Source organism: Isoptericola sp. Y581 (assembly GCF_059445475.1).
Window position 1 is genome coordinate 177,897 of the sequence record NZ_JCAIUK010000005.1, and the last position, 16,771, is coordinate 194,667.

The following is a 16,771-nucleotide window of genomic DNA, read 5'->3' on the forward strand; positions in this document are numbered from 1 at the left end:
TTCGTGTCACGGCTCTGTAGCTCAGTTGGTAGAGCGTTCGACTGAAAATCGAAAGGTCACCGGATCGACGCCGGTCGGAGCCACCACCGAAACCCTCGTGCCCCAGGCCCGGGGGTTTCGTCGTTCCCGGCCCTCTTTTGACCGTCCCGGGCCCACTTCGGACGTCCCTGGCCGGGCCGGACGCCGTAGGAATTGCCTGGACCAGCAGGTACCGGTTGAGTGGGACCGCACGCACGATCGAAAAGACGGGGATCGGAGCAGCCGATGACGGACTGGGACGACGGACGGACTCCACCGCCCACCGAGCAGCCGCCCACCACGGGGCGCCTCATGGAGCAGTTGTCGGAACAGGCCACGCGGCTCGTCCGCGCCGAGCTCACGCTCGCGAAGGCCGAGGCCACGGAGAAGGCGAAGCGGTCCGGCATCGGGATCGGCCTCATCACGGCGGCGGTCGTCATCCTGCTCTACGCGGTGGGCGTGCTGATCTGGGCCGGGATCATCGGCCTCGCCGAGGCGTGGCCGTTGTGGTTGTCGGCCCTCGTCGTCGGCGTCGCCATGCTGCTCGTGGCAGCGCTGGCCGCCGCCATCGCCGTCAGGCAGCTCAAGAAGGCGGCGCGCCGGCCCGAGACGATCGACCGGGTCAAGGACGACGTGGAGACGATCAAGAAGGGGGTGCGCCGGTGACCGAGCCCACGACGCCGCAGAACGGGGTCCCAGCACCGACCGAGCGGGAGCTCAAGGACGAGGTAGCACGTTCCCGCGCGGAGCTGGGAGCGACCCTCGACCAGCTCACCACCCGACTGTCGCCGTCGTACCAGGCGAACCAGTTCGTACGGGCGACCAAGGAGGCCGCGTCCGATGCCGGCACCTTCGTGACCGGTGGCGGCCTGCCGGCCGCCGAACCGCGTCGCCGGCTCAACGCCCAGGTGCTCCTCGGCGTGGCCGCGGCAGGTCTCGCCCTGGTCGTGATCGTCGTCGTCCGCGCCCGCCGCCGCTGACCGGCCCCGGTCGACAGCGGGGGCCGGCTACTTGTCCGGCGTCGCCTCCTCGGAGGCGGCGCCGAGCAGCGCGCGCACCTCCGACTCCTTGTAGCGACGGTGCCCACCGAGGGTGCGGATCGACGAGAGCTTCCCCGCCTTCGCCCAGCGCGTCACTGTCTTCGGGTCGACCCGAAAGAGGCTGGCCACCTCGGCAGGCGTCAGCAGAACCTCGGACTCTCCGTGGAGCGACATCCCCTGCACCTCCTGGTGCGCGACCGGCCCGGGCGGCGCCCAGAGTGCTACACGGTCTCGCTCATCCATTGTGGGCAGAAAGCGGGATTGAGGCGACTTGGGAGAGGATGAAATCGTCCGGATCCTGTCCTGATGGCCGAGACGTCCCGTACGTCCGTTCTGCCCGGTCCACGTCGCCGCGCCGCCCGATCGGGCCGCTGCACCGCCGGTCGCGCCGTGACCTGCGACACGATCACACCGCCCGTCCGCGCTCCGACGTCCTCGGTTGCGACCGGCACACCCTGCGGAGTGGAGGGAATGGCGCGCGAGCATGTACCGTTGGCATCTGAACAGACTACTTACGCACGGGGCCGCCGTCTGGGACGTCGCCTGCCCCGCTCCTACGTTGAGGGGGTCTCAGCCATGGGCCGCGGCCGTCAGAAGGCAAAGCAGACTAAGGTCGCTCGCGAGCTGAAGTACTTCAGCCCCGAGACGAACTACCACGCGCTCGAGCAAGAGCTCAAGGGCAGCGAGGGTGGTCGAACGGACGTCGCGACGGAGGATCGACACCTCTCCGCCGAGGACAGTGAGTACGACAATCAATACACGGGGTGGAACGACGACCGCTGACGCGGTCGGGCTGAGTTCTCGCACCATGCAGAAAGGGCCGGACGGCAGTCGCCGTCCGGCCCTTTCGTGCGCTCGTCAGCGGTAGTCGCCGGTCATCCGCACGGCGCCGCCGTGCACGCCCTTGGTGCCGGCCACCAGGTCCTCGGCCGACCCGGCCGGGTCCAGGTCCGCCACGGACCCCAGCACCCACGCCGGGACGCCGCGGGCCGCGAGGGTCGCCAGGGCGGCATCCACGCCGTCGGCCCCGACCACGGCCACCATGCCGACGCCCAGGTTGAGGGTGTTCTCGAGGTCGCGGCGCGGCACCGACCCGAGCTCGCGCACGGTGCGGAACACGGCGGGCACCTCCCACGACCCGCGGTCCACGGTCGCGACCGTGCCCTCGGGGAGCACGCGCGCCAGGTTCGCGGCAAGCCCGCCACCGGTGACGTGCGTGAACGCGTGCACCTGGGCGGCCTGGTTCTCGGCGAGCGCGAGCACGTCGCGCGCGTACACGCGGGTCGGCTCCAGCAGCTCCTCCCCCAGGGTGCGGCCGAACTCCTCCACGTTCCGGTCCAGCGCCCAGCCGGCGTGCTTCACGACGGCGCGCACCAGCGAGTAGCCGTTGGAGTGCAGGCCGCTCGAGCCCATCGCGACCAGCACGTCGCCGGCCCGCACCCGCTCCGGGCCCAGGACGGCGTCCGCCTCCACGATGCCTGTGGCCGCGCCCGCGACGTCGTACTCGTCCGGCTCGAGCAGGCCGGGGTGCTCGGCGGTCTCGCCCCCGACGAGGGCGGTGCCCGCCACCTCGCACGCCTGGGCGATGCCGCGCACGATGTCGGCCACCCGCTCGGGCACGACCTTGCCCGTGGCGATGTAGTCCGTCATGAACAGCGGCTCGGCGCCCACCACGACGATGTCGTCCACGACCATGCCGACGAGGTCGAAGCCGATCGTGTCGTGCTTGTCGAGCGCCTGGGCGATCGCGACCTTGGTGCCGACGCCGTCGGTCGACGTCGCGAGGAGCGGACGGCGGTACTCGCGGATCGCGGACAGGTCGAACATGCCGGCGAACCCGCCGACACCCCCCAGCACGGCGGGGCCGTGGGTACGGCGTACCGCGTCCTTCATCAGCTCAACGGCCTTGTCGCCGGCCTCGGTGTCGACGCCGGCCGCGGCGTAGGTCAGGGGTTCGTTGGTCACGTTGGCTCCCAGGCCGGTGGTCGATCTCGTCGAAACCACCATCGGTCGTCGGTCGGTGGTCTCGACACGTTCGACCACCGGGATCTGATCAGGGGTGGTCGAGGGCGGTCGACGCTCCGGCGCCGACGGAGACCTGGGCGAGGCCGTCCTCCGGGGCGCCGAGCGGCAGCTCGGCCTGCTCGAGCAGGTGCTTGCCGAGCTGGTCCGCGGTGGGCAGCTCGATCGGGTACTTGCCGGTGAAGCAGGCCGCGCAGAGCTGCGAGGCCGGCTGTTCGGTCGCGGAGATCATGCCCTCGACCGAGATGTAGCCGAGCGAGTCGGCCCCCAGGGTCTGCCCGATCTCGTCGGGCGAGAGGCCGTTGGCGATGAGCTCGGCCCGCGAGGCGAAGTCGATGCCGTAGAAGCACGGCCACCTGACCGGCGGGGACGAGATCCGCACGTGCACCTCGGCCGCACCCGCCTCGCGCAGCATCCGGACCAGGGCGCGCTGGGTGTTGCCGCGCACGATCGAGTCGTCGACCACCACGAGCCGCTTGCCGCGGATGACTTCCTTGAGCGGGTTCAGCTTGAGCCGGATGCCGAGCTGGCGCAGGGTGTCCGACGGCTGGATGAAGGTGCGGCCCACGTAGGCGTTCTTCGTCAGGCCCTGCCCGAACGGGATGCCGGACTCCGCGGCGTAGCCCACGGCCGCCGGGGTGCCCGATTCCGGTGTCGGGATGACCAGGTCCGCGTCGACCGGGTGCTCTCGGGCCAGCGTGCGACCCATCTCGACGCGCGACGCGTGCACGGAGCGACCGTTGATCGTGTTGTCCGGGCGGGCGAGGTACACGTACTCGAAGACGCAGCCCGCACGCTCCGGCTCGGCGAACCGGTCGGAGTGCAGGCCGTCGGCGTCGATCGTGATGAGCTCGCCCGGCTCGACCTCGCGCACGTACGACGCGCCGACGATGTCGAGCGCCGGCGTCTCGGAGGCGACGACCCAGCCGCGATCCAGCCGGCCGAGGACGAGCGGGCGCACGCCCTGCGGGTCGCGCGCCGCGTACAGCGTGCTCTCGTCCATGAAGACGAGCGAGAAGGCGCCGCGCAGCTGCGGCAGCACCTCGAGCGCCGTCTGGGCGAGGGTGTGGTCGGCATCGCCGGCGAGCAGGGCCGTGATGAGCGCCGTGTCCGTGGTGTTGCCGCGCGCGAGCTCGCCGCGGCGCTGCGCGCCGTAGCGCTCGGCCACGAGGTTGACCAGCTCGGCGGAGTTGGTGAGGTTGCCGTTGTGCCCGAGGGCGACCGTGCCGCCCGCCGTCGCACCGAGGGTCGGCTGAGCGTTCTCCCAGGTGACCCCGCCGGTCGTCGAGTAGCGGCAGTGGCCGACGGCGAGGTGTCCGGTCAGCGCGTCGAGCGCGGTCTCGTCGAAGACCTGGGACACGAGCCCCATGTCCTTGTAGACGAGGATCTGCTCGCCGTTGCTGGTCGCGATGCCGGCGGACTCCTGGCCGCGGTGCTGCAGCGAGTACAGGCCGAAGTAGGCGAGCTTGGCGACCTCCTCGCCGGGGGCCCAGACCCCGAAGACGCCGCATGCGTCCTGTGGGCCCTTCTCGCCGGGCATGAGGTCATGGTTCAGGCGGCCGTCAGGGCGCAAGGGCATGGCCCGAGTATCCCACAGGCCCCCGGTCTGACGACCTGCGCCGACGGGTCAGCGGCGACGCAGGCTGCGTCGGTCCGCGATCACCGCGAGCAGGCCAGCGACACCGAGGCCGAGCGCGATCCCGCCGAGCACCGTCGCGCCCACGTAGACACCGGGCTTCATCAGGGTCTCGGCGGAGTCGGTGGCGGCGATGAGCCACGTGGAGAAGATCAGCCCGGCGACGGCGCCGACCAGCGCACCCACCCACAGGAAGACCGGGTACTTCGGAGCGCGGCGGATCCGGTCCGGGTCCACGAGCAGCGTCACGTCCTGGGGCTCGTCCTCGCGCTCGTCGTCCGCCTGCGCCCCGTCGGCCGGCGCATCGGCCTGCGGCGCATCGGTCTGCGGCGCCGGGTCCTGCGGCTGCTCGGTCCGGGCGTCGTCGTCGATCGGCGTGCCCGTGGGCGCGTCGTCGGCCGCGGCGCGCGGTGCGGGGTCGGGCGTCGCCGGGCGGTCGGGGGTGGGGCTGCTCACCCCTCGAGCGTAAGCCACCTCCCGGCGCTGTCCGGGCACTGTCCGGCCGCCGCTCCTCGGGTCGCGTGAGCACGGTCACTCAGGCGGCGCCGAGGTCGCTCCACGGGCCCCACGGCGTGGCACCCGGCTCGTCGTGGCGGGAATACCACCGCGCCTCCCAGCGGTGCCCGTCGTGCACCGCGACGTCGCCCTTGCCGTACACCCAGGTGTCCGTCCAGGTGGCGAACGTGCCGTCCGCGGTGAGCACGGGCGAGCCGACCTCCGCCCATGGCCCGTAGCCGGACGCGCCGGGCTTGTCGCCGCGCGACCACCACAGCGCCTCGAACAGGCCGCCGTCGGACGCGACGCGGTCGCCCTTGGCGTACGTGGCGGCCGCCTTCCAGGCCGGCGCCGACGGGACCAGGTCGAGGCCGACGAGCAGCGGGTCGTGGTCGGAGGACCGGAACGGCGACTCGTCGTACAGGATCGTGGCGTTGTAGTTGTAGCGGCTGTACTCGTTCGCGATCGGCTCGACGGCGTTGATGTTCCAGATGTCGGTGCCGGTCACGCGCTCGAGCAGGGCCGGCGACGCGAGGGCGTGGTCGAGCGAGCCCACCATGCCCTCGAACAGGTAGGAGTACTCCCCCGTCGTGGGCCCGAGGTCCGTGTACCCGGCGTCGGTCAGCACGACGATCGGGTCCTCCTGCTCGTAGGAGTTGAGGTCGCCCACCAGCAGCACCGCGTCCGTCCCGGCGTCCGCCGCGACGTCGTCGGCGAACTCCGTGAGCGCGGTCGCCTGGCGCACGCGCGACTCGTTGGAGGCGCCCTGGCCGTCGCCGGTGTCCTCGTCGCCAGGCCAGGGCCCGGCCGAGCCCTTGGACTTGAAGTGGTTGGTGATCACCACGACGTCGTCGCCCGGGTCGGCGGCGACGCCTCCGGCGGGCTGGAACGCCTGCGCGAGCGGCTGACGTGCGTTGCCGAACGCCTCCGGGTCGTCCAGGATCCGGGAAGCCCCGACGGGGTCCGCCCCGGCCGTGCGGTAGACGAACGCGGTGCGGATCACGTCCTCTTCCGCCGGGACCGCCGTGGGCGAGGGCACGAAGGCCCAGGTGCCGGCGCCGTCGTGCGCGTTGAGCGCGTCCACCAGGTCGGACAGCGCCTGGTCTCGGGCCTTGCCGAAGGCCGCCGAGTTCTCGATCTCCTCGAGCGCGACGACGTCGGCGCCGAGGGCGGAGATCGCGGCGACGATCTTGGTCTGCTGTCGCTCGAGGTCCTCGGCCTCGGCCGCGCCGCGGGCGTCGCAGCCGTCACGGACCGTCACCGGGTCGCCGGCGCGGTCGGTATAGAACGTGCAGCCGGTGGGCCGGTCACCGGTGGTGGTGAAGTAGTTGAGCACGTTGAACGTGCCGACCTGCAGCGTGCCACCGACGTCTTCGGGCGTCGTCTCGCGGGTGTCCTCGACCGTGGCGGGCTGCACGTCGTCCGCGACGTCGGGCGTGAGGCGGTGCTGCGGCTGCAGCCCCCAGGCGTCGTAGCGGTAGTCGAGCACGACGGGGCGCATGAACGTCACGGCCGCGCCGACCCGCACGGGTGCCCCGCCTGTGAGCCACGGCAACGGGCTGCCGGAGTTCGCCGACGAGCTGTAGTTGACCGACGACCCGTCGTCGAGCAGGACGGCGCGCGCGGCGTTGTCCTCGGCCTGCTCCTTCGCCTCCGGCGAGCCCGGACGGCCCACCGACGTGGGCTGCACCAGCGGCGACGGGCCCGCCGCCAGCCCGATCGTGCCGTAGTAGTTGGTGCTGTAGTTGTCGGTGACTGTGAAGTCGCCCTGCGGGGCGAGCAGCATCCCCTCGAGCGCCTCGCGCTCGGCCTCGTTCGCGGGCCAGGTGGTCCGCAGGGGCTCGACCTCGCCGGGCTCGCGCCGTCCTGAGCCCGTCGAAGGGTCCAGCGCCGTCCAGGAGTCGGCGGTGACCTCCGTCAGCCCCTCGTGTTCGCTCACCTTGCCGGTCACCTCGACGTGGTCGCCCACGGTCAGCTCCAGCGCCGCCGCTCGCGAGTAGACGAAGACGGCGTCGGAGGCGCCGGGCGTCGCGTCGTCCGCCGGGTCGCCCCCCGTGCCGGCCGTCTGCAGGTAGAGCCCGTCGAAGCCACCGGTGGGGTAGGTGGCGGTGACGACGCCGGTGGTGGTCACGGTCTTCCCGGCCAGCGGCGAGGCCGCCGCGGTGCCCTGGATCTCGGCGATGGTGGCGTCCTCGCCGGGCCCCGGGTCCGGGTCGGGGTCGGGGTCGCTCGCCGTCGGGGTCGGCGCGCCCGCCGCGAAGTCGGCCGCGTTGTCGGCGGTGTTCGCGTGGTCGGTGCGGGCGACCGACGTGGCGTTGGTCGTGGCGGGCGCGGGGCCGGAGCCCGCGTAGGTGTTCGCCGTCGCGCCCCACCCGACGAGGTCCACGACGTCCTCCACCTCGCCGCACGCGGCGCCCGAGCAGGCGAGCCGCGTGGTGGAGCGGACGAGGGCGATCTTGGCGCCCGTGCCGGACATCGCGATCGTGCCCGTGGCGTCGGGCGGCGGCAGGGCGGGCAGCGACGTGTTCGCGCCCGTCGCCTGCGCGACGAGGAACGACCCGCCCGCGGGAACCTCCCCGCTCAGGTTCGTCTGCGCCCCGTTGGCCCACGCGCCGGTCGCGGACGCGTACTGCACGGACCAGCCGTCGAGCGACACGGCCTCGTCGGTCGGGTTGTACAGCTCGACGAAGTCCTGGTTGAAGGCACCGCCGCTGTTGCCCCCGCCCCCGTACATCTCGTCGATGACGACCGGGGCGTCGGGTGCGACTTCGGCCGCCGCAGGGCCGGCGAGGGCCGCGGTGGCGGGGAGGACGAGCACGGCAGCGACGGCGGCCGAGAGCGGCCCTCGACGTCGGGCGGGGCGAGTGCTGCTCACGGTGGCTCCTTCGCGGCTGACGTGCAGGTATGGCCACCCAAGCAGGTTCGTGTGAACCGAGGTTGAACCCCAGGTCACCGGACGACACCGTCCGCCGACCCGCGCGCACCTGTCGGGTGTCGCCGAACGTAGCGGACGGCGCCGACACGCGCGCGCCGCACGAACTACCTCGCCGAGTATCGAACTACCTCGCCGAGATCCGGACTACCTCGCGGGGGTCAGGAGCGCGGGCGGGCGGCCTGCAGCGGGAGCAGCTCGGAGAGGTCGGCTCGTTCCCCCGACGCCCGCACCCGGCCGTCGGCCACGGCGTCGACCCAGGAGACCCGGCCGGTGGCCAGGCCGAGCCAGGTCTCGACGTCGGTCTCCACCACGTTGGGTGGCGTGCCGCGCGTGTGCCGCGGCCCGGTCACGGCCTGCACGGCCCCGGCGGGCGGCACCCGCACCTCCACCGAGTTCCCGGGGGCCACGTCGGCGACCTCCTCGAGCGTGAACCGCACGGCCGTCGTCGTCACCGCGCGGGACGAGTCCCCGCCCAGCCAGGAAGCCACGGCGGCGCGCCCAGCGGCCGGGTCGGTACGTCGTCGAGCAGGCATGCCGCAACTTTAAGACGGCGACGACCGGTTGGTCTCGACAGGCTCGACCGACGAACACGGTCGCGACAGGCTCGACCGACGACACCGTCGCGACAGGCTCGACCGACGAACACGGTCGCGACAGGCTCGACCGACGAACACGGTCGCGACAGGCTAGACCGACGAACGACTAGGAAGCAGCGAGCTCCGCCCGCACCTCCTCGCGCAGCAGCCCGTGCCGCGACGGCTCAGGAGCAGCGGCGAGCAGCGTCTTCGTGTAGTCGTGCTGCGGGTTGAGGATGACCTCGTCGGACGGCCCCCGCTCCACGATGTCGCCCCGGTACATGACGAGGATCTCGTCGCTGAAGTGCCGCGCGGTGGCGAGGTCGTGGGTGATGTACAGGACGCCGAGGTTCTCCTCGCGCTGCAGACGGGCCATCAGGTTGAGGACGCCGAGGCGGATGGACACGTCGAGCATGGACACGGGCTCGTCGGCGACGAGGAACCGCGCGCCGGGTGCCAGCGCCCGGGCGATCGCGACTCGCTGCCGCTGCCCGCCGGACATCTCGTGGGGCCGCTTGGCGGCGTACACCTCGGCCGGGGTGAGGTTCACACGCTCCAGCAGCCCGTGCACGGCCGCGTCCGTCGCGCTACCGGTCGCGACGCCGTGGATCTTCAGCGGCCGCTCCAGGTGGTGCGCCACCGTGTGGTACGGGTTCAGGGACGCGAACGGGTCCTGGAAGACCATCTGCACCTGGTGCCGGTACCCCGACAGCGCCCGGCCGCGGCGGCCGATGGGCGCGCCGTCGAGCAGGATCTCGCCGGAGGTCGGCGTCTCGAGCTGGGAGATCATCCGCGCCACGGTGGACTTGCCGGACCCGGACTCGCCGACGAGCGCGATGGTCCTGCCCGGCTCCAGGGTGAACGACACGTCGTTGACGGCACGCAGGATGCTGCTGCTGAGCCCGCTGCGGACCTTGAACTCCTTGACGAGGTTGCGGACCTCGAGGCTGGTCATGACGTCTCCCCCTCTGCGTCGTCCTGAGAGACGCCGGTGCGGACGAACGAGCCACGGTCGCCCGTGAGGCTCGGGAACGAGGCGAGCAGCTGCTTGGTGTACGGGTGCTGCGCGCGGGCGTAGATCGACTCGGCGGTGTCGAGCTCGACGATCTCGCCTTCCCGCATGACGGCGATGCGGTCGCTGATCTCGAGGAGCAGGGGCAGGTCGTGGGTGATGAACACGACGGCGAAGTTGAACCGCTCGCGCAGGCGCATGATCTCGCGCAAAATGCCACGCTGGACGACGACGTCGAGGGCCGTCGTCGGCTCGTCCATGATCATGACCTGCGGGTTGAGCGCCATCGCCATGGCGATCATCACGCGCTGGCGCATGCCCCCGGAGAGCTCGTGCGCGAAGCTCTCGAGCCGCGACGGGTCCACGCCGACGAGCTCCAGCAGCTCGGCCGAGCGCTCGGCCCGCTCCTTGCGGCCCACCTGCGGCCGGTGCGTGGTCAGCACGTCCTCGAGCTGCTTGCGCACGCTGATCACCGGGTTGAGCGAGTTCATCGCCCCCTGGAAGACCATCGACACCTTGTCCCAGCGGAAGGCACGCAACGAGTCGCCGGTGAGGCCGACGACGTCGATTTCGGTGCCGCCGGCGTCGTGGAAGGTGACGTCGCCGGAGCGCAGGATCGCGGGCGGCTTGAGCAGCCGGTTGAGCCCGTAGGCGAGCGTGGTCTTGCCGCAGCCGGACTCCCCGGCGAGGCCGAGGATCTCGCCCCGGTGCAGCGTGAGCGACACGTCGCGGACGGCCTCGACGGGCGGGTCCACCTCGTACTCGATGGAGACGTGGCGGGCGGTGAGGACCGGTTCGAGCCTGGCCACGTGCTCCGCGTGCGTGGCGGAGCTGAGCGGGGCGGTGGTGGTGGCGGTCATACGTCGACCCTCTCCTTCTGGTCGGCCTGATCGGCCTGATCGGCCTGATCGGCCTGGTCGGCCTGGTCGACCACGGCGGCCCGCGCCGCGGCGGCGCGGCCGAGCTTGTCCTTGCCGGCCTTGCGGGCCTCGCGGACGCTCTTGGCCGCCGCCGGCGCGAGGCGCAGCTTCGGGTTGACGATCTCGTCGATCGCGAAGTTGAGGAGGGACAGGCCGGTCCCGAACGCGGCGATCATCACGCCCGGGGGCACGAACCACCACCAGGCGCCGCGGGTCAGCGCGCCGCCGCCCTGTGCCTCGTTCAGCATCGTGCCCCACGTGATCGAGCCGTTCGGGCCGAGGCCGAGGTAGGAGAGGCCGGCCTCGCCGAGGATCGCCAGCACGATCGCGAAGAGGAACTGCGCCGCCAGCAGCGGCAGCAGGTTCGGCAGCACCTCGACGAGGATCACCCGCGGCGTCTTCTCCCCCGCCACGCGGGCCGCGGCGACGTAGTCGCGCACCCGCAGCGAGCGCGCCTGCGAGCGCAGCACGACGGCGGGTCCGGCGAACGCCGTGATGCCGAGGATCAACGCCACCACCCACAGGCTGCGCACCTGCAGGTAGCTGGCGACGACGATCATGAGCGGCAGGCCGGGGATCACGAGCATGATCCCCGTGATCAGGGACAGGACCTCGTCGGTCCAGCCCCGCACGTACCCGGCGACGACGCCGAAGAACAGCGCGAGCACGATCGCGACGAGGCCCGCGGAGACGCCGACGATCAGCGAGCCCCGGGCGCCCTCGGCGAGCTGGGCGAGCACGTCGTAGCCGAGCGAGGTGGTGCCCAGCCAGTGGCCGGGCTGCGGGGGCAGCATGGCGTCGTTGCCCGAGCTGCGCGGGTCCTGCGTGATCCACGGCCCGACGACGGCGAAGAGGACGATCGCGCCGACCAGGATCAGGCCGGCGAGCAGCTTGCCCGACATCGAGGGCAGCATCTGACGGGCGCCGGAGCGCGCGGGCGTCGACTGAGGGGGCGTCGACGTGACGGTCTGCGGGTCAGTCATTGTGCCGGGTCCTCGGGTCGATGAAGCCGTAGACGAGGTCCATGAGGAACAGAGCCGCCAGGACCGCGAGAGTGATCACGAGGAACACGCCCTGCATCAGGGCGTAGTCGTTGTTGCGCACCGCGGTGATCATCAGCTTGCCGACACCGGGGTAGGTGAAGACCTGCTCCATGACGAGGGCCCCGGCGACGACGAACCCGAGGGACACCCCGAAGCCGGCCACCGACGGCAGCGCCGCGTTGCGCACGGCGTAGGTCATGAAGACGCGGCGCGGGCGCAGCCCCTTGGCCTCCGCCGTCGTGACGTAGTCCTCCGACAGCGTCGAGACCATCATGTTGCGCATACCGAGCAGCCAGCCGCCCACCGACGAGATGACGATCGTCACGGCCGGCAGGAACGCGTGGTAGATGACGGAGCCGACGAACGCCCAGCTCAGCTCCGGTCCGTTGAAGTGGAAGACGTCGTAGGCACCGATGATCGGGAACCACTGCAGGCTCACGCTGAACGCGAAGATCAGCACGAGGGCGACCCAGAAGTACGGCAGCGACTGCAGCATCGTGGTGCTGGGGACCAGGCTGTCCACCCACGTGCCTCGCTTCCAGCCGGCGAAGGCGCCGAGCCCGACGCCGAGCACGAAGGAGATGAACGTGGCGGTGCCGACCAGGCCGAGGGTCCACGGCAGCGCGTCACCGATGAGCTCGGTGACCGGGGTGGGGAAATTCGTCACCGAGACGCCCAGGTTGCCGCGGAGCAGGTTGCCCCAGTAGGTGACGTACTGCTCCCACAGGGTCTGGTCCTCGGCCGCCCCGAGCAGGAGCCGGATGCTGTTCTCGACACCCGCCGGGATCTCGCCGGCGCGCTGCATCTTGGCCATGAGGATGGTGAACGGGTCACCGGGCAGCAGGCGCGGGATGAAGAAGTTCAGCGAGATGGCGGCCCAGAGCGTGACCGCGTAGAAGGCGATCCGCCTCAGGTAGAACTTCATGGGGTCGGGCCGCCCTTCGGTGTCCGGGGCATGCGGCTCCTCCTCGGTCGGTGCGTCACATCGTCGTGGTGCGGGCGTGCGGGTGACCGGCGGGCTGGGGCGCCCGCCGGTCACCGGTGTGGGACGGCCGTTACTCGGTGCCGCCGAGCTTGCTGAGGACGACGCCCGACGACGGGCCCTGCCAGGACGGCGGGAACATGTACATGTCCTCCTCCGTGGGCCAGCCCGTGAACTTCGTCGTGTTGAAGAACGTCTGGGTCGCGTTCACCACGATCGGGATGTACGGCAGGTCCTCGACGATGTTCTCCTGCACGGTGGCGAACGCCTCGGCCTTGGCGGCCTCGTCGTTCGTCTCGGACGCGGCCTGGACGGCCGCGTTCACGTCGGCGTTGTCGTAGCGGGAGATGTTCCACTCGCCCGGCTCCAGCGCCGTGCCGACCTTCTGCGTGTAGTCGCCGCTGAACCACTCGCGGTAGATCTGGAACGGGTCCGCGATCGAGGTGCCGACGAGGCCGCCCATGATCATCTCGAACTCGCCGGACACGCGGGAGTCGGCGAACTCGTTCCAGGAGATCGTCGACGCCGTGACCTTGAGGCCGGCCGCGCGGGCCTGCTCCTCGATGAGCTTGGCGGCGTTGTTGAAGTCCGACCAGCCGTCCACCGACGTGAGGGTCAGCTCGATCGGCTTGCCGTCCTTACCGTAGAAGCCGTCGGCGTCCTTGGTGTAGCCGGCGTCCTCGAGGAACGTCGCCGCCGCGGCGGTGTCGGCGGTCTGCGGCGACTCCTTCGGCATGCCGTCGGCGATCCACTTGTCGTCACGACCGAGCAGCGCGTACGTCGGCGAGATGGGCGTGGCGAGGCCGACGAACGCCTTCTCGGTGATCGCCGAGCGGTCGATCGCGGCGTCGAGCGCCTGCCGGACGGCCACGTCCGTCTGGGCGCCCTTGCAGCCGAGCTCCGTGTTGGAGCAGGTGTAGAGCACCACCGGGTCGACAGGGGTGTTGACGTAGCCGAACCCGCCCGTGGAGGTGACGCGCTCCGGGTCGGGCACGAACATGGTGGTCCAGTCGATCTCGCCCGTAGTGAGCAGGTCCTCCGCGGACTGGTTCGCGTCGATGCCGACGTAGCGCAGCGCCGCCACCTTGGGCTCGCCGCCCCAGTACTCGGGGTTGGCCTTGGCGGTGTACGCGGCGTTGGACGCCGTGTCGAGCATGTAGGGACCGGTGCCCACGGGGGCCTCGGCGTTGTCCCAGGCCACGAGGCCCGTGAGGGCGTTGCCCTCGGCGTCCTCGGCGGAGTCGCCCTCGTGCTCGGAGAACACGTGCTCCGGCACGATGTACGTGCTGCCCAGGATCGCGAACTCGTTCGCGTACGCGGGCCCGTCGAAGGAGAACACCACGGTGGACTCGTCCGACGCGACGGCGTCCTTGAGGTACGCCGGCTTGGCCGTCTCGTTGGTGAACGAGTAGACGACGTCGTCCGCGGCGAACGGCTCGCCGTCGTTCCACGTCACGTCCGGCCGGATCTTGACGGTCAGCTCGGTGCCGTCCTCGTTCCACTCGAACGACTCGGCGAGCAGCGGCGTGGGGTCGACGTCCTGCAGCTTGTTGTAGGCAAAGAGGGTCTCGTAGATGCCGCCGTTGGCCAGGTGCAGCACGCCGACGGAGTAGGGGTTGAAGTTGGGGGTGATCGGGGTCTGGGAGCCCGCCCAGACCACGAGCTCCTGGTCGGTGGCCTTGCCCTCGGCCGCGGGGGCGCCGGACTCGCCACCCTCGCCGCCGCCTCCCTCGGACCCGGAGCACCCGGCTGCCAGGAGGGTCACGCTCGTCAGCGCGGCGGCCACCATCAGCCACCGGCCTCGCGTCGTACGTCGGTTCATCGTGGGTCCTTCCGGTCGGCGGCGCCCCGTCGCGCCGCGGTGGTACCGCAATGGCCGTAGGGAAGGCACCCTAACGAATAGGCCCGGGGTCGCCGCTAGAGGTTGAATCGTTATAAGGCAGGAGTGTTATCAAAACGTCATCTCGGATCCGGCGCGTCGCCGTGGCACGCGGGGGCGTCACACCCCGCGGGGCTGCGTCGTCATCCGGGTGAGGACCCGCACCACCACCCGAGGGAAGGGACGAGCACCGATGTCTGTGCAGCACGAGTCCGACGAGGCCGCGATCCGCCAGCAGGTCGACGCCATCGCCGAGGGCCTCCGGGCCAAGGATCTCGAGGCGCTGCGGGCGCTCTACGCGCCCGACGTCGTCTCGTTCGACATCGAGCCGCCCCTGCAGCACGTCGGCATCGACGCGAAGCTGCGGAACTGGGCGAACGTCTTCACGGCCTTCCAGGACGTGCGCTACGAGGTCCGCGACCTGACCCTCGCCGTCGACGGGCGCGTCGCCTTCGGGTACGCCTTCGGCCGCCTCAGCGGCACCCTGCAGGGCGGGACGACGACCCCCGGCATGTGGGTCCGCGCCACCTTCGGCTTCCGCAAGGTCGACGGACGCTGGCTGATCGCACACGACCAGGTCTCCGTGCCGTTCGACCTCCGGAGCGGCGCGGGCGTGACCGACCTCGAGCCCTGACCTTCGAGAACTCGATCGGAGGTGGGACGAGGCCCGATGGCGCGAGAGGTCGCGCTCTGGAAGAGCGGTCAGCCCAGGGTGAAGAGCACCCGGCGCTCCGGCACGGACGCCTCGGCCAGGGTCGCGCGGACGCGCTCCCCCAGCGGCAGCTCGGCGCCCTCCACCCGGGCCCGAACGGCCGGCTCGCGCAGCATCACCTCGCCGCGCTGCGCGGCGCCCTCCTTCTTGCTCTCGTGCACGTCGACGACGACGCCGTCGAAGGCCTCGCCCTCGTGACCGGCGAGCAGCGCCGCCTCGACGATGTCGACGCACCCGCGCTCGAACGCGCCGGCCGTGCGCCCGGCCTCCGTCATCGTGGCGGGCAGACCCGGCAGCGCGTCCGTCACCCAGCCGGGCACGTCGCGGCCGGCGGCGTGCCCGAGGCACACCTCGGTGGCGTACCGGTCGGCCAGACGACGCAGCGGCGCCGTGACGTGGGCGTACTCGGCGGCGATCGCGGCGTGCCGCGCGTCGGCGGGCAGCGCGACCGGCGCCCCGCCGTCCGGCCCCGGCACACCGAACGCCAGGTAGCCCGCGCCGCGGAACAGCGTGGTCGCCTCGGCGAGGAAGGCCGCGTGGGCGGGTCGTCGCGTCTCGAGCGTGGGGATCAGCTGCGCGTAGGGGACGTCCTCGAGCCAGTCGATGCCGAGCGCCGCGGCCGTCCGGCGCAGGCGCGCGATGTCGCGCTCGTCGGCCGGGGGCAGCGTGCGCAGGAGGCCGATCCCCGCCTCCCGCATCATCGCCGCCGCGGCGATCCCGGTGAGGAGCGAGATCTGCGCGTTCCACCCCTCGACGGGCAGCGTGCGGCGCAGCTCCAGCGAGAACGAGCCGTCCTTCTGCGGCAGGATCTCCTGCTCGGGCACCTCCAACGACACCCCGCCACGGTCACGCTCCCGTGCCTGGCGCAGCCGCCCGACGTCGGCCAGCAGCGCCAGCGACTCCGTGGCCTGCCCGGCATCGAGCGCGGCCTGCGCCTCGCCGTAGGTGAGCCGGTCCCGGGACCGGACCGTCGCCCTCGTCACCGAGGCACTGGTGACCTCCCCGTCCCCGTCCAGGCCGATGGTCCACAGGACGGCGGGGCGGTCCTCGTCGGGCAGCAGGCTCGCCGCGCCCTCCGAGAGCACCGTCGGGTGCAGCGGTGTACGCACGTCCGGGCCGTAGACCGTGGCGCCGCGGCGATGGGTCTCCTCGTCGAGGGCGCCGCCCGGCCGCACGAACGCGGCGACGTCGGCGATCGCGTACCGCACGATGTAGCCGCTACCCGACGACGCGACGTGCACGGCCTGGTCGAGGTCCATCGAGCCGGGCGGGTCGATCGTCACGAGCTCGACGTCGCGCCGGTCCTGCTCGGCGCCCTCGACCGGCGCAGATCCCCCGGCGGCCGCCGACTCCTCGGCCTCCTCCCGGACGGCGGTCGGGAACATCGCAGGCAGGCCGACCTCGGCACGGAGAGCGGCGAGGGCGTCGGCGACCTCGGCCGGCCCGGCGAGGGCGAGATGGAGCTGACGCGTCGGCACGGCTCGACGGTAACGGCGCACCGC

16 protein-coding genes and 1 tRNA gene are annotated in these 16,771 nt (G+C 71.8%); 5 read left to right on the plus strand and 12 right to left on the minus strand.

The window, feature by feature from the left end; all coding sequences use genetic code 11:
• Nucleotides 1-10 precede the first annotated feature (10 nt).
• The 3 genes from AC1C2W_RS11305 (at nucleotide 11) to AC1C2W_RS11315 (ending at nucleotide 998) form a co-directional block, all read left to right on the plus strand.
• Nucleotides 11-86 (plus strand) — tRNA-Phe (locus AC1C2W_RS11305).
• A gap of 178 nt (nucleotides 87-264) precedes the next feature.
• Nucleotides 265-684: a phage holin family protein gene (locus AC1C2W_RS11310; protein ID WP_495388955.1), complete on the plus strand. Its 420-nt coding sequence runs from the start codon at nucleotides 265-267 to the stop codon at nucleotides 682-684.
• The gene (locus AC1C2W_RS11315; RefSeq protein WP_495388956.1) at nucleotides 681-998 is read left to right on the plus strand and encodes a DUF3618 domain-containing protein; all 318 of its coding nucleotides are present in this window, start codon (nucleotides 681-683) and stop codon (nucleotides 996-998) included. The genes AC1C2W_RS11310 and AC1C2W_RS11315 overlap by 4 nt, the downstream gene beginning before the upstream one ends.
• A 27-nt stretch (nucleotides 999-1,025) precedes the next feature.
• On the opposite strand, the gene AC1C2W_RS11320 is transcribed toward AC1C2W_RS11315, so the two are convergent.
• Nucleotides 1,026-1,232, minus strand: a complete 207-nt coding sequence (locus AC1C2W_RS11320; RefSeq protein ID WP_344246829.1) for a BldC family transcriptional regulator — start codon at nucleotides 1,230-1,232, stop codon at nucleotides 1,026-1,028.
• A 402-nt stretch (nucleotides 1,233-1,634) separates the two neighbouring features.
• On the opposite strand from AC1C2W_RS11320, the gene AC1C2W_RS11325 reads away from it, so the two are divergent.
• Nucleotides 1,635-1,841: a DUF3073 domain-containing protein gene (locus AC1C2W_RS11325; RefSeq protein ID WP_495388957.1), complete on the plus strand. Its 207-nt coding sequence runs from the start codon at nucleotides 1,635-1,637 to the stop codon at nucleotides 1,839-1,841.
• A 75-nt stretch (nucleotides 1,842-1,916) separates the two neighbouring features.
• Here the strand turns inward: AC1C2W_RS11325 and purM are convergent, their stop codons facing one another.
• The 10 genes from purM to AC1C2W_RS11375 form a co-directional block, all read right to left on the minus strand.
• On the minus strand, nucleotides 1,917-3,023 hold the full coding sequence (gene purM, locus AC1C2W_RS11330; protein ID WP_495388958.1) for a phosphoribosylformylglycinamidine cyclo-ligase: 1,107 nt from the start codon (nucleotides 3,021-3,023) through the stop codon (nucleotides 1,917-1,919).
• An 88-nt stretch (nucleotides 3,024-3,111) separates the two neighbouring features.
• On the minus strand, nucleotides 3,112-4,659 hold the full coding sequence (gene purF, locus AC1C2W_RS11335) for an amidophosphoribosyltransferase (protein WP_495388959.1): 1,548 nt from the start codon (nucleotides 4,657-4,659) through the stop codon (nucleotides 3,112-3,114).
• Nucleotides 4,660-4,707: 48 nt separating this feature from the next.
• Nucleotides 4,708-5,172 carry a hypothetical protein gene (locus AC1C2W_RS11340; protein ID WP_495413143.1) on the minus strand — a complete coding sequence of 155 codons (465 nt, stop codon included), beginning with the start codon at nucleotides 5,170-5,172 and terminating at the stop codon, nucleotides 4,708-4,710.
• A gap of 79 nt (nucleotides 5,173-5,251) precedes the next feature.
• Nucleotides 5,252-8,086, minus strand: a complete 2,835-nt coding sequence (locus tag AC1C2W_RS11345; protein ID WP_495413144.1) for an ExeM/NucH family extracellular endonuclease — start codon at nucleotides 8,084-8,086, stop codon at nucleotides 5,252-5,254.
• A gap of 218 nt (nucleotides 8,087-8,304) precedes the next feature.
• Nucleotides 8,305-8,679, minus strand: a complete 375-nt coding sequence (locus tag AC1C2W_RS11350) for a sterol carrier family protein (protein WP_495388962.1) — start codon at nucleotides 8,677-8,679, stop codon at nucleotides 8,305-8,307.
• Between the two features lie 169 nt (nucleotides 8,680-8,848).
• Nucleotides 8,849-9,676: an ATP-binding cassette domain-containing protein gene (locus tag AC1C2W_RS11355; RefSeq protein WP_495413145.1), complete on the minus strand. Its 828-nt coding sequence runs from the start codon at nucleotides 9,674-9,676 to the stop codon at nucleotides 8,849-8,851.
• Entirely contained in the window at nucleotides 9,673-10,593 is a 921-nt protein-coding gene (locus AC1C2W_RS11360; protein WP_495388964.1) for an ABC transporter ATP-binding protein, read from the minus strand. Before AC1C2W_RS11360 ends, AC1C2W_RS11355 begins: the two co-directional genes overlap by 4 nt.
• Nucleotides 10,590-11,636, minus strand: a complete 1,047-nt coding sequence (locus AC1C2W_RS11365) for an ABC transporter permease (RefSeq protein WP_495413146.1) — start codon at nucleotides 11,634-11,636, stop codon at nucleotides 10,590-10,592. The genes AC1C2W_RS11360 and AC1C2W_RS11365 overlap by 4 nt, the downstream gene beginning before the upstream one ends.
• Nucleotides 11,629-12,621 (minus strand): ABC transporter permease, encoded by a 993-nt coding sequence (locus AC1C2W_RS11370; RefSeq protein ID WP_495388966.1) that lies wholly within the window; start codon nucleotides 12,619-12,621, stop codon nucleotides 11,629-11,631. Before AC1C2W_RS11370 ends, AC1C2W_RS11365 begins: the two co-directional genes overlap by 8 nt.
• A 130-nt stretch (nucleotides 12,622-12,751) precedes the next feature.
• Complete coding sequence (locus AC1C2W_RS11375; RefSeq protein ID WP_495388967.1) at nucleotides 12,752-14,500, minus strand: ABC transporter substrate-binding protein; 1,749 nt, start codon at nucleotides 14,498-14,500, stop codon at nucleotides 12,752-12,754.
• Nucleotides 14,501-14,750: 250 nt separating this feature from the next.
• Here AC1C2W_RS11375 and AC1C2W_RS11380 point away from each other — a divergent pair, with 250 nt between their 5' ends.
• A complete protein-coding gene (locus tag AC1C2W_RS11380; protein ID WP_495413147.1) occupies nucleotides 14,751-15,191 on the plus strand; it encodes a YybH family protein in 441 nt (146 codons plus the stop codon).
• Between the two features lie 68 nt (nucleotides 15,192-15,259).
• Here the strand turns inward: AC1C2W_RS11380 and AC1C2W_RS11385 are convergent, their stop codons facing one another.
• Nucleotides 15,260-16,747: an RNB domain-containing ribonuclease gene (locus AC1C2W_RS11385; RefSeq protein ID WP_495413148.1), complete on the minus strand. Its 1,488-nt coding sequence runs from the start codon at nucleotides 16,745-16,747 to the stop codon at nucleotides 15,260-15,262.
• Nucleotides 16,748-16,771 lie beyond the last annotated feature (24 nt).